Source organism: Marinilabilia sp. (assembly GCF_016278715.1).
Taxonomy (GTDB): domain Bacteria; phylum Bacteroidota; class Bacteroidia; order Bacteroidales; family Marinilabiliaceae; genus Marinilabilia.
In genome coordinates this window covers 1-13653 of sequence record NZ_JADQBH010000288.1, presented here as the reverse complement: position 1 = coordinate 13653, position 13653 = coordinate 1, and the positions used below count along the sequence as shown (strand labels likewise).

12 protein-coding genes are annotated in these 13653 nt (G+C 42.1%); all 12 read left to right on the top strand.

The features are described from left to right. The coding region (locus tag QZZ43_RS17565) for a hypothetical protein (RefSeq protein WP_291862030.1) at nucleotides 1–761 on the top strand (761 nt) is incomplete at its 5' end. Between the two features lie 40 nt (nucleotides 762–801). Continuing rightward, on the top strand, nucleotides 802–2316 hold the full coding sequence (locus tag QZZ43_RS17560) for a RimK family protein (RefSeq protein ID WP_291862029.1): 1515 nt from the start codon (nucleotides 802–804) through the stop codon (nucleotides 2314–2316). Between the two features lie 10 nt (nucleotides 2317–2326). Continuing rightward, the gene (locus QZZ43_RS17555) at nucleotides 2327–3565 is read left to right on the top strand and encodes a glutamate-cysteine ligase family protein (RefSeq protein WP_291862027.1); all 1239 of its coding nucleotides are present in this window, start codon (nucleotides 2327–2329) and stop codon (nucleotides 3563–3565) included. A gap of 176 nt (nucleotides 3566–3741) precedes the next feature. Next, the gene (locus tag QZZ43_RS17550) at nucleotides 3742–4455 is read left to right on the top strand and encodes an N-formylglutamate amidohydrolase (protein WP_291862025.1); all 714 of its coding nucleotides are present in this window, start codon (nucleotides 3742–3744) and stop codon (nucleotides 4453–4455) included. Between the two features lie 58 nt (nucleotides 4456–4513). Then, the gene (locus QZZ43_RS17545; RefSeq protein WP_291862023.1) at nucleotides 4514–6556 is read left to right on the top strand and encodes a TonB-dependent receptor; all 2043 of its coding nucleotides are present in this window, start codon (nucleotides 4514–4516) and stop codon (nucleotides 6554–6556) included. A gap of 518 nt (nucleotides 6557–7074) precedes the next feature. Further along, complete coding sequence (locus tag QZZ43_RS17540; protein WP_291862021.1) at nucleotides 7075–7368, top strand: hypothetical protein; 294 nt, start codon at nucleotides 7075–7077, stop codon at nucleotides 7366–7368. A 9-nt stretch (nucleotides 7369–7377) separates the two neighbouring features. After that, a complete protein-coding gene (locus tag QZZ43_RS17535) occupies nucleotides 7378–7668 on the top strand; it encodes a cell division protein ZapA (RefSeq protein ID WP_291862019.1) in 291 nt (96 codons plus the stop codon). 122 nt (nucleotides 7669–7790) lie between these two features. After that, entirely contained in the window at nucleotides 7791–9320 is a 1530-nt protein-coding gene (gene rny / locus QZZ43_RS17530; RefSeq protein ID WP_291862017.1) for a ribonuclease Y, read from the top strand. A 447-nt stretch (nucleotides 9321–9767) separates the two neighbouring features. After that, complete coding sequence (locus QZZ43_RS17525; RefSeq protein ID WP_291862015.1) at nucleotides 9768–10763, top strand: SDR family oxidoreductase; 996 nt, start codon at nucleotides 9768–9770, stop codon at nucleotides 10761–10763. Between the two features lie 136 nt (nucleotides 10764–10899). After that, nucleotides 10900–12015 (top strand): GDP-mannose 4,6-dehydratase, encoded by a 1116-nt coding sequence (gene gmd, locus QZZ43_RS17520; protein WP_291862013.1) that lies wholly within the window; start codon nucleotides 10900–10902, stop codon nucleotides 12013–12015. Continuing rightward, a complete protein-coding gene (locus QZZ43_RS17515; protein WP_291862011.1) occupies nucleotides 12015–13103 on the top strand; it encodes a GDP-L-fucose synthase in 1089 nt (362 codons plus the stop codon). The genes gmd and QZZ43_RS17515 overlap by 1 nt, the downstream gene beginning before the upstream one ends. 60 nt (nucleotides 13104–13163) lie before the next feature. Next, the gene (locus tag QZZ43_RS17510) at nucleotides 13164–13601 is read left to right on the top strand and encodes a DUF4625 domain-containing protein (protein WP_291862009.1); all 438 of its coding nucleotides are present in this window, start codon (nucleotides 13164–13166) and stop codon (nucleotides 13599–13601) included. The last annotated feature ends 52 nt before the right edge of the window (nucleotides 13602–13653 follow it).

Here is a 13653-nt window from a genome sequence, read left to right as displayed (position 1 = left end):
ACCAATCAATTCAAAAAAGTCATAATATTACATCGGTGTTTCTTATTGTTGTTATTATGGCAAACAGGCATTTTGTGAGCATACTTACCCAGCCGGATGATTCTTCATGTGGGCCTACCAGTTTACATGCAGTATATCGGCACTGGGGACTGGGCCTTTCGCTGGATGAAGTGGTGCGTTCAGTGAATTACCTGCCTCAGGGGGGAACCCTGGCCGTAATGCTCGGAATGGATGCTTTGCAAAGGGGTATGAAAACCCGGATTTATTCGTATAACCTTAAAATGTTCGATCCCTCCTGGGAAAATTTAGCGAACCGAGAATTGATTGATTGCCTTGAACAACAACTGCGTTATAAAAATGGGAAAAAGTTTATTCAGGCAACCAGGGCTTATCAGCAATACCTTGAAATGGGAGGAGAAATTGTTTTTGAGGACCTGCAAAGAAACATCTTCGAACGATATCTGTTGAATGGAATTCCTATTCTCACCGGTTTAAGTGCAACTTATCTGTATAGTTCCAAAAGAGAATATACCGACCACAGGGACAGATGCATTTATCATGATATGAGGGGGGAACCTGCGGGCCATTTTGTGGTATTAAGCGGTATGGAAGGAGACCATGTGTTGATTGCAGATCCATACAAGGAAAATCCCATCTCTGGTGAAAATTACTACCAGGTAAATATAAATCGTCTAATCAACTCAATTATGTTGGGCATTGTTACCTATGATGCCAATATGTTGATTGTGCTGAAAGAATAGTATTTAAAATTTTCGTTGTATTTTTAATTTTTAATGTTTTGTGAAGAAAATTATTGTACTAAACAAGCCTTCTCATTGGGTTTTGGACATTCCCGGTGTTGAAGTTATTTCTCCCCGTAGGTATCTGAGTGATGTTGGCTTTTCTAATCTTAGAAACGTTAGAGTATTTAACCTCTCTAATGATTATGCGTATCAAACCCGCGGATATTATGTGTCGCTGCTGGCCGAGGCAAGAGGGCATAAAGTGGTGCCGTCGGTTAAAAACATTCTTGACATCAAAGAAAGAGCGCTTGTAAAAAGTGTCTCCGACGACTTGGATGCTTTGGTGCAAAAAAGTTTACGCCGAATCCGTTCAGGAGAGTTTATTTTGAGCATCTATTTTGGCCAAAATATCTCCAGCCAGTATGCCAAACTTGCCAAAGAGATGCACAAATTGTTTCAGGCACCTTTTTTAAGAGTGCGTTTTGTGCATAATGGCAGAAAGTGGGAGGTGTACTCTATTCGAACCATTCCTTTTAAGGAGGTTCCAGAACACCATTTGTCATATCTGGAGAAGTTTGCTGTCGATTATTTTGAACGCAAGCGATATGACCTTGCCAAACCAGGGAAATATTTATACGACCTGGCCATTCTTATCAATCCCGAAGAGGCATCTCCTCCATCCAATAAAAAAGCCCTTTCTGCTTTTGAAGAAGCAGCTGTTAAGCTGGGTTGTTATGTTGAGTTTATTACCAAAGAGGATTATGAACGTATTGGAGAATTTGATGCTTTGTTTATCCGGGAAACCACTGCTGTAAATCATCATACTTACCGAATTGCACGGAGAGCCCAGAGTGAGGGGCTTGCTGTTTTGGATTCACCCGATTCTATCTTGAAATGCGCCAATAAAGTGTATTTGAATGAGTTGTTACGAAATGCTCGAATTCCCACCCCTAAAACATTGGTTTTGCTGTCAGGCAATCCAAAAGATGCTGATGTGTTGGGCTTCCCGTGTGTGCTAAAACTCCCGGATTCTTCTTTTTCGCAGGGAGTGATAAAAGTTGCCAACAAAGAGGAGTTTAAAGTAAAGGTTAAAGAGATGTTGAAAACCTCGGATCTCGTAATTGCTCAGGAATTTATGCCAACCGATTACGACTGGCGTGTAGGGGTGCTGAACAACGAGGTGTTGTTTGTTTGCCGATACTATATGGCAACGGGTCATTGGCAGATATACAATTGGAGCAGTAAAAAGAAGTCGGAGGTGGAGGGTAATTTTGATATAATGAATCCCTCGGAAGCGCCTGTGAATGTAGTGGAAACAGCATTGAAGGCCACCCGGTTGATCGGCGACGGACTATATGGTGTCGATATTAAGGAGGTGGATGGCAAAACTTATGTGATTGAAGTGAATGACAACCCCAACATTGATGGGGGTGTTGAAGATACTTTGCTGAAAGACGAACTCTATAAACGGATTATTCTCTTTTTGCTGGACCAGAAAAACAATCAGGTCCCGAGATTGTCACCGGATGATAAAAGTCAGAGCAACGGGGGAAAGAATAACGTAAGCAAGTAATTTTTGAAGCATGAGTAGAACGAATCATTTTCACCTTTTTGATGTTACCGGTATTGAACTGGAGTATATGATTGTGGCCCGGAAAAGTCTCAATGTATTGCCGGTTTGTGATGAGTTACTCAGAATGGTAACGGGTGAAATTACTTCAGATTTTGAAAACGGGAAGATAGCCTGGAGCAATGAATTGGTAAACCATGTGGTGGAACTAAAAACCAACGGTCCGGTAATTTCCAGAGATGGGTTGCATAAGCATTTTCATGCCAATGTTGTGCAGATCAATCAACTTTTACGGGAGTTTGATGCGCAGCTGTTGCCGGGTGGAGCTCATCCATGGATGGATCCGCATACCGAGACCCGTTTGTGGCAGCATGAGTACAATGAAATCTATAATTTGTATAATCGTATTTTCGATTGTCGCGGCCACGGGTGGAGCAACCTGCAAAGTACACACATTAACTTGCCTTTTAGTGGCGATGATGAATTCGGACGTCTTCATGCAGCAATCCGAATGGTGCTACCTGTTATCCCAGCCATTGCTGCTTCTACACCTTTTCTGGATGGACGGTTTACCGGCTTTCACGACTGCAGACTTGAGGCTTATGGACACAATCAGGAGAAAATTCCTTCTATTGCCGGTGTTATTATTCCTGAACGGGTGTTTAATAAAGAAGATTATCACCGACAAATCTTTGATCCTATTGTTCGTGACATTGCCCCATTTGACCAGGAAAAGGTGCTGGATAAGCATTTCCTGAATTCAAGGGGAGCCATCTCCCGCTTCGATAGAGGTGCCATTGAAATCAGGGTGGTTGATAATCAGGAGGCTCCTTTGGCAGACCTTGCAATAGTGGATGCCATAACGGGATTGATAAAACTGATAGTGGAGGGGGCATTTTCTCCTTTTGAGGAACAAGTAAAATGGCACGAAAACAATCTGGCCGCAATTTTTCGGGAAACCATCCGGAATTCGAACGGGGCTGTTATTGATGATCCTCACTATTTAAAATTCTGGGGATGTGGCGAGAAACGGATGACTGCCGGAGATTTGTGGCATTTTCTTAAGCCATTACTTCAAGGGGTGATGAATCCGGAGTATTTCGGGGCTTTTTCGGAAATTCTGAATTCAGGTACTCTGGCTCAACGATTGTTGAAAGCGATGGGAGATGATTTTTCTAGGCAACATTTTCAGAATGTTTATCGTGAATTGGCCCTTTGCCTGGAAGAAAATCGTTTGTTTGGAAATTATTAAACAGATAAGAAACATAAGACAAAAGGTAATTAATGAACCATTTAAGGCATATAAGGGCTTATACTTTTTGTCTTTAATATTTTGGGATTATTCCGGTCATGGGCGGTAATTTTTAATCTGAAAGTTCAGCTTTATTTAGCTTAAGGTAACACGTTTGTTCGTTTGATTTTATACTGATGAATATAAGGGCTTTCCCCGAAGAAATTTCTGTTGTGCTCTCCTGTGAGCATGGCGGAAACATTGTTCCTGATGAGTTCAGAGAATTGTTCAGAAATGCTTCGGATGTTCTTGAATCTCACCGAGGATGGGATCCAGGTGCTCTTGAACTTTTTTTTGAAATGGTGAATTCGGGGGTGGATTTCTCAATATTTTCTGAAACCACACGGCTTTTGATAGATCTGAATCGTTCCCTGAATAAAAGAACTTTGTTTTCTGAGTTTACCCGTCCACTGGATTCTTTGCAAAAGCTCGATGTTATTGACAGGTATTATCGTCCTTTCCGGGAACAATTTTTTTTCCATCTTAAGTCTCTGGCACATGAAAATAGGTTTATTTTTCATGTTTCGGTTCATTCCTTTACACCGGTTCTTGAGGGGAAAAAACGAAATGCGGATATCGGGCTGCTTTACGACCCTCGGTTTGGCTCGGAAAAAGAGATGGCCTTAATGTGGCGAAAAATGATTAGTGACAGGATGCCCGGCTTGCGAATTCGAATGAATTACCCATATCAGGGAAAGAACGATGGTCACGTTTTTGCCTTAAGGAATCAGTTGGGGCCTGGAAAATATGCAGGTATTGAACTGGAAATAAACCAGAAATATGCCTCTAGTGAAGGGTTTAACCGGGATTTTGGTGATGTTTTTAAAGATTTTTTGAGTGTTTTGAGATAGTTCAGGGTTTTCTTTATGGCTATCTTTGCGCCATCTATTAATCTCAAAACATTATTTAATGATGATCAAAAAGTATATTTCAATTGTCAAGTCCCTGGTGTTTAAACGTTGGGAACATCGTAGTTATGCCGCCTTCAATACCTTGCATCGTGAGGTGAAAATAGGTATGTTGGCCACTTCTTATTTTATCTGTCTTGGATACATGAATACCTTTGCACAGGCCGAGACAGATTCAATTACCAACAGAATCCGTCTTGCGGAAGTTCAGGTGACCGCCCACCGCGCTCCTTCGCTCTACTCGGAGGTGGGCCGCTTGATTACGGTGGTTCCGCGTAGCGAAATTGATGCCCTTCCGGTTCAGAGTGTTCAGGGGTTGCTCAAATACATGATGAATGTGGATGTACGCGAGCGGGGGCCCCTGGGTGTTCAGGCTGACCTGAGTCTTAGAGGCGGTTCCTTTGACCAGGTGATGATTTTGCTCAACGGAGTAAACATTACCGATCCTCAGACAGGACATCACAATTTGAATTTGCCTGTGGATCTGAATAGTATCGAGCGCATTGAAATCATAGAAGGACCGGCAGCCCGTGTTCATGGGCCCAATGCCTTTAGCGGGGCGGTCAATATTGTTACCGCTACATCGACCCAAAATAAAGTATCTGCAAATATTCTTACCGGCGAACATGGACTCTACAGTGCAGGAGCCTCCTTAAATCACAACATTGGTAATACCACCAGTTTTTTTTCTGCAAGCAAAGGCAGCAGCAATGGTTATATAGACAATACCGACTTTGACCTGATGAATCTATTCTATCAGATTCGTTATCAAAAAGATAGTGAATCTTTGAACTTTCAGACCGGTTATACAACAAAGGCTTTTGGAGCCAATTCTTTTTATACTGCTGCTTATCCCAATCAATACGAGGAAACCCGTACTTTCTTTTCTTCTCTGGGTTTCGAAACAGGGAAAATCATAAAACTGAAACCAACTATCTACTGGCGACGACATCACGACCGTTTTGAGTTGTTTCGCGACAAAAATGATGCACCCGACTGGTACGTCAATCACAATTATCACCTTACCGATGTTTATGGCGGAAATATAAATGCGACCATTCCCTGGACTTTGGGCAAAACTTCGGTAGGAGGAGAGCTGCGCTCGGAGAATATCTGGAGTAATAATATCGGAAACGAACTGGATGAACCACTTGATGTCCCGGGGGAAGAGGGTGTTTTCTTCACAAAGAGTTACAGCCGAGCGAATGCTTCTTTGTTTTTCGAACATAATTTTAAAGTGGGAAATTTTTCTGTTTCGGGAGGGGTGATGGCCAACTTTAATTCAGGTCTGGATTACCATTTGAACTGGTTCCCCGGTGTGGATGTCAGTTACTGGGTTTCACCCAGGTGGAAGTGGCTGGCAAGCTACAATCAGTCGTTGCGGATGCCCACCTTTACCGATTTGTCGTACAACAGTCCCATTCATGTTGGAAATGCTGACTTGGAGCCCGAAGAGGCTGCTACGTTAGAAACCGGAATGAAATACATCAGTTCTGTTTTTTCGGGTCATGCAAATGCTTTTTATCGGAAGGGAAAGAATCTGATTGACTGGGGCCGACCTCTAGGCCAGGAAGAATATACCACCACCAATGTGAATGAAATAGACGCTTATGGGGTTGAAGTAATGGCAACGCTTTTCCCCCACAAACTGGGACTTCTGTTTGTGCAAAAAATGGAAATCGGTTATGCCTGGCTGGAGCAAAATAAAAATCCGGATCCTGGCTATGAGTCAAGGTATGTGCTCAATCATGTAAAGCATAAGTTGAACATTGGCATCCAGCATAAAATTATGGGTAATGTATCAGCCCGGTGGAATTTTCTTTATCAGGATCGTGTGGGCTCCTATCAAAGTTCAGCGGATGATGCGCTGGTGGAGTACAAACCTTTCCTGATGACCGATTTACGTCTGACCTGGAAACACCAGAACTGGCGCTTCTTTGCTGAGGCTACCAATCTTTTTGATGAGGAATACTACGACATGGGCGAATTGGCTCGTCCCGGCCGTTGGATAAAAGCGGGTATTCAGCTGACATTGGACTATTGATGACCCAGAGAGCTGATGAGCTAAGAGCTATGAGCTAAGAGCTAACAGCTAACAGCTAACAGCTAAGAGCCAAGAGCCAAGAGCTAAGAGCTAAGAGCTAACAGCTAACAGCTAACAGCTAAGAGCTCATCAGTTTTCAACAGAATTGTTATTATCCAATCCGTCCACCCTGAACAATTAACCGGTTCTCCCTTTTTTTTGTTCTTTGAAATGAAAAAAAAGACCTTCCATAAAATAAAATATTTTTTTCTGTTGCGAATTTTGGGTAATTATGAAACAATGTTAATTTTGTACTGAAATATCCATAATACCGATTTGGTTTTATATTTAAAGAAATGGTTTAAATGGATTATAATAAAAAGCTTAATTTTAAAAAATAATCAAACACTGAGGGGTTTTTCTGGGGAAAAATGAAAAACTGACTGTGCAATTGACCCCTGATAAATTGAGAACAACTTAACAATTACGATTGTTAAGTTTTGAATGAGGTCAGATATAAATCATGAATAAATTGAGCAATGGTTGATCCAAATACAGAGTTGGTTGTTGAATTGGGAACTCGGGTTGACCGGCTGGTGCAGTTGTACCGTGATACGAAGCGGGAAAATGAAATGTTGAAGAATGAAGTATCACAACTTACCAGTCAGTTAAAGAACGCCGTTAACACCAAAACAAATTTGGAAGAGCAACTCGGACATACAAAGATGGCAAAAGTGCTTGAGAATGCACCCGGAGATGTTCAGCAGACAAAGAACAGGATCAACCAGATTGTGCGGGAAATTGATAAGTGCATTGCACTTTTAAATCGTTAAGTAAGTTAAATGGATGACAAGCTTTCCATAAGAGTTAATGTGGCAGACCGTTATTATCCGCTGAGAATAGACAGGGATGATGAAGAGAAGATCAGGAAAGCTGCCCGTCTTATTAATGAGAAAGTTTTACAGTATAAACAGCGGTATCACGACAAGGATGTCCAGGATTTCCTGGCCATGGCTTCTCTTCAGTATGTTATTAAGATGTTGGAACTTGAAAACAAACATGATTATTCACCGATTGTTGATGCCGTTAATGACTTGAACGATAAAATTGATGCAATCCTTTCTGAAGAATAGTATTTTTTTTAGATAAGTTGCCCGCACTTTTCCTGAATGCATTGATGCTTTGTGTATCGATGTCGCGTTGATTTTCAGGACGAAGGTGCGGTTTTTTTGTATCATTAGTTAAAAACGAGACAATGGAAATAGTAATAGCAATAGTTGCCTTTCTGGCCGGTGGTGGTTTGGTATGGGTGCTGATAAATACAGCCCTCAAGTCCAGATCGCGTAAAGTTATCCGGGAGGCAGAAGCAGAAGCCGAAGTCATCAAAAAAGATAAAATACTTCAGGCTAAAGAGAAGTTTCTGCAATTGAAAGCAGAACATGAGAAGGAAATTAATGCGCGCAATACGAAAATTATTGCTGCCGAGAGTAAATTGAAGCAAAAAGAGACAACTTTTTCGCAAAAGATGGAAGAGTTGCAGCGTAAAAAGAAAGAAACTGATGCTATCCGGGATAATCTGGATCAGCAGTTGGAGTTGGTTGAAAGGAAAAGTGAGGATCTTGAAAGGACACACAAAAGGCAGGTGGAGCAATTGGAAGCTATTTCCGGTATGTCGGGCGATGAGGCCAAAGAGATGCTGATCGAATCGCTTAAAGCAGAGGCCAAAACCGAAGCGATGTCGTACATTAACGACATCATGGATGAAGCCCGGATTAATGCCAATAAAGAGTCTAAAAGGATTGTTCTTCAGACCATTCAGCGTACCGCTACCGAAACAGCTATCGAGAATTCAGTAACCATTTTCCATATTGATTCGGACGAAATTAAAGGCCGCATTATTGGTCGTGAAGGTCGTAACATAAGGGCCCTTGAGGCCGCTACGGGCGTGGAAATTATTGTGGACGATACCCCGGAAGCGATTGTGCTTTCAGGCTTTGACCCCATGCGCAGGGAAGTTGCCCGTTTAGCTCTTCACCAGTTGGTAACCGATGGTCGTATTCACCCGGCCCGAATTGAGGAAGTGGTGAACAAGGTGCGTAAACAGGTGGAAGAAGAGATGATTGAGAATGGTAAGCGGACTGCTATTGACCTGGGTGTGCATGGATTGCATCCTGAATTGATTAAACTGATTGGTAAGATGAAATATCGTTCCTCTTACGGACAGAATCTGTTACAACATAGTAGAGAAACTGCCAATTTGTGTGCGATTATGGCATCAGAACTGGGCTTGAACGCTAAGCGTGCCAAACGTGCCGGATTGCTACATGATATTGGAAAGGTGAGTGACGAGGATCCGGATTTACCACACGCAATTCTGGGAATGAAACTTGCCGAAAAGTATAAGGAGAAACCGGATATCTCTAATGCCATTGGTGCTCACCATGACGAAGTGGAAATGACTACCATGATTTCTCCCATTATTCAGGTGTGTGATGCCATTTCAGGTGCCCGTCCAGGTGCCCGTCGCGAAGTGGTTGAGGCTTACATTAAGCGCCTGAAGGATCTGGAAACTTTAGCACTTTCGTATCCAGGAGTATTGAAAACTTATGCCATACAGGCCGGACGTGAACTGAGAGTGATTGTGGGTAGTGAGAAGGTCAGCGACCATGAGGCAGATCTATTGTCGGCCGATATCGCACGTAAGATTCAGACCGAGATGACCTATCCCGGACAGGTGAAAATTACTGTGATTCGCGAAACACGAGCCATTAATTACGCCAAATAGTGTAAAGAAAATTTGAAAAAAGCGGCATTTGCCGCTTTTTTTTTGGAAATTAGTCGGGGCTTTAATTTATGAGTGTAGTCTAAAAAGGTATAATTTTACAAAAAATCAAGGCTTTGAAAATTTTTGTACCGGAGTTAACCTGTTGTTAATGAGTGTTCAAAAATTTAAATTAGCAAAGAGTTTGGCAATAAAGATGCTTTTTAGACCGAACTTATTTAGTGCCAGCAAGAAAACTAAGGATTTTTAAGTCTTTGATAAGAAAGCTCCAAATACAAGGCTTTCGAAGTTTTTGAATTCAGGGAGTTTACTCTTCGTAAATAACTGATTCAAAAACGAGAATAACGCAGTAGTTGGTGTTTTCTTGCAAAGACTATTTATGTGTAATCATCTTCGGTCTTTTATGGGTTAAAGAGCGAAAACATTTTTATCCGGTTAAAACAATTTAAAATGAGAGAAATATCGAATAAGAAGGTCCTGGTGACAGGCGGAGCCGGTTTTATCGGTTCCAATATCATTGAGAAACTACTCACACAGGATAACCAGGTTATTTGTCTGGACAACTATTCAACAGGAAAACCCGGGAATGTAGCGCCTTTTAAAAAGCATCCGTCGTTTACCATGATCGAAGGAGACATCAGAAAGATGGAGGATTGCCAAAAAGCAGTGGAAGGGGTGGAAATTGTCTTACATCAGGCAGCCCTGGGATCCGTTCCGCGTTCTATTAATGACCCCATTACCTCCAACGACGTAAATGTGGGTGGGTTTCTTAATATGCTGGTGGCTGCACGGGACGCTGGTGTAAAACGCTTTGTTTATGCTGCAAGTTCATCAACTTACGGTGATAGTGAAGTGATGCCTAAAGTGGAAGATAAAATAGGAAAACCATTATCGCCTTACGCGATTACAAAATATGTGGATGAGTTGTATGCCGATGTTTTTGGAAAACTTTATGGTATGGAGCTTATCGGACTCAGATATTTCAATGTTTTCGGACCTCGTCAGGATCCCAACGGTGCTTATGCTGCCGTTATTCCCAAATTTGTAAGTGCCCTGATTGCAGGAGAATCACCGGTGATCAATGGCGATGGTTCTTTCTCTCGTGATTTTACTTTTGTTGCCAATGTGGTGAGGGCCAACGAACTGGCGGCGACTGTTGAACTTCCCGGGGCTGTCAATACGGTTTACAATGTGGCTTGTGGAGAACGCACTTCTTTAAACGAACTCATTGATCATCTGAAGAAACTACTCTCACAATATGACGCCAAAATTGCAGATGTAAACATTCAATACGGCCCACAACGACAAGGGGATGTGCCCCATTCACTGGCTTCGGTGGAAAAGGCAAAGAAACTGTTGGGATATCATCCGCAATTTAAGGTGGGAGACGGACTCAAACAGGCCATTCATTGGTACTGGGAAAATTTATCCGGAAAAGAGGGATAAGAAAATAATGCAGTTTTTATAAGTCAGTGATGATTCAGTATCCAAAAATCTAGTGGCTTATTGTATGGAAGAGTAGTCCAATTATTGTAAATTTGTTGTTTTTTAAACGAAAACACACTTAACCAGAATAAAAGAGATGGCAAAAGTAGCACTCATTACCGGGATTACCGGTCAGGATGGCGCCTATCTTTCAGAGTTTCTTCTGAAGAAGGGCTATATTGTTCATGGAATTAAAAGACGTAGTTCCCTTTTTAATACGGACCGGATTGACCATTTGTATCAGGATCCTCATGTTGAACATCGCAATTTTTTCCTGCATTATGGCGATTTGACAGATTCCACCAATATGATTCGCATCATCCAGGAAGTTCAGCCGGATGAGATTTACAACCTAGCGGCCATGTCGCACGTCCAGGTGAGTTTCGACACACCCGAATATACTGCAAATGCCGATGGTGTGGGGACGTTGCGGATACTGGAAGCGATTCGACTTTTGGGGCTGACACAAAAGACCAGGTTTTATCAGGCTTCTACCAGTGAACTATACGGTCTGGTGCAGGAAGTTCCTCAAACCGAGAAAACTCCGTTTTATCCACGGTCCCCCTATGCTGTTGCAAAATTGTATGGGTACTGGATTACGGTGAATTATCGTGAGGCTTATGATATGTATGCCTGTAATGGGATTCTTTTTAACCATGAGTCGCCTATTCGGGGAGAAACTTTTGTGACCCGTAAAATTACTCGTGCCACAGCCCGTATCGCATTGGGTTTACAGGAAAAACTATTTCTTGGAAACCTATCCGCCAAACGTGACTGGGGACATGCCAAAGATTACGTGAAAGCAATGTATCTGATGCTTCAGCAGGATAGGCCTGAAGACTTTGTGGTGGCCACCGGGGTTACTACTGAAGTGCGCGAGTTTGTAAAACTGGCTTTTGCCGAAGCTGGCATTGATGTGGAGTTCAAAGGCGAAGGTGTTGATGAGAAAGGTTATGTGGTGGCCTGTAACAATTCTGAATATCAGCTTGAAAAAGGAACATGTGTGGTCGAGGTTGATCCGCGATATTTTCGTCCTACAGAAGTGGAGTTGTTGATTGGAGACCCCTCCAAAGCAAAAGAAAAAATGGGTTGGGAGCCGAAGTATGACCTGAAAGGTTTGGTTGAAGATATGATGGAAAGCGATCTGAAACTGATGAAGCGCGATAAGTTCCTGAATGACGGAGGTTACCGAACACTCAACTATTATGAATAATGGATAAAAACAGTAAGATATTTATAGCCGGCCATAAAGGGCTTGTTGGCTCAGCCATCGTACGTGAATTGAAAGAACTGGGATTTAATAATTTGCTGTTGCGTTCGCGCTCCGAACTGGATTTACTTAATCAACAGGTTGTCGAGGATTTTTTTGAAAAAGAAAAACCGGAATATGTGTTTCTGGCTGCCGCCAGAGTGGGTGGAATATTGGCCAATAATACTTACAGGGCAGAGTTTATCTACCAGAATACGCAAATACAAAACAACATCATTCACTTTTCATGGAAGTCGGGTGTGGAAAAATTGCTGTTTCTGGGGAGTTCGTGCATTTACCCTAAAGCCTGTCCGCAGCCAATGAAAGAGGAGCATCTGCTCACTGATGTACTGGAATATACCAATGAGCCCTATGCCATTGCCAAGATTTCGGGTATGAAAATGTGCGAATCCTATAATCTTCAGTACGGAACAGATTTTATTTCGGTGATGCCCACCAATTTATATGGTCCTAATGACAATTACAATCTGTTGGGTTCACATGTATTACCTGCGCTGATTCGTAAAATGCATCTGGCAGGTATGTTGATGAATAATGATTTTGAGGGCATCCGTAACGATTTCACCAAAAGTCCCGTAGAAGGAGTTGATGTGAACGGAACCAATGAAGAATTGGTGAGTTCTCTTGAAAAATTTGGTATATTTGGTGCCAATGATTTTGTGGAACTGAAACTTTGGGGTTCGGGAAAGCCGCGTCGGGAATTTCTTCATTCCACAGATTTGGCTCGTGCATGTATCTTTTTGATGAATGAAGTGAGTTTTGAAGATATTGTGAAGGAGAGAGGACTTAAGGAGGTCAGAAACACGCACATAAATATTGGTGTAGGAGAGGATCAGTCCATTGCAGAACTGGCCTCGCTGGTACAGAAAATTACCGGTTATGCAGGGCGCATTGACTGGGATGATAGTAAGCCGGATGGAACGTTCAGAAAACTGATGGATGTTTCCAGACTGAACAATCTTGGCTTTAAGGCATCCATTTCACTGGAAGAAGGCATTAAAGCTGTTTATCAGGAATATAAATCCAAATAGTTTGTTAATATTAATCATTGTTTTATGAAAATGAATCGTTTAAATCCCCTTTTGTTTTTGATGGCTTTCATAGTTTCATTCGGATTTGCTGCCTGTGGCAGCGATGATGATGGCAATGAAGAAGTTCCTGTTGATAACGTGAATCCAGTAATTAACCTCACCGCTCCAACCGAAGGTGCATCCTTTGTGAGAGGAGTCAATGCTTTTGAGATTTCAGGAGAACTAACCGATGATGTGGCGCTGGATACCTGCTTTTTTTCGTTGAGTACGGAACTGAAAAGTGCTTCTTCGTTGAAAAGCATCGACGATCCTCAGGTTTGGCGTCCTAATCCTAAGGGATTTTCAATTTCAGGTAAGGTTCATACTTTTACCGGAGAAAAGGTATTTGGTCCTATTCCGGAAGATGCTATGGAAGGGGCTTATACCTTAAACATTGAAGTGGAAGATGCTGCCGGAAACACTGCTACCGAAAGAATTTCATTTAATATTACCGAATAGTAAGTTTTCAAACATTGCTAATTCTACTGTTCCAAATTATTAATAGATCGGA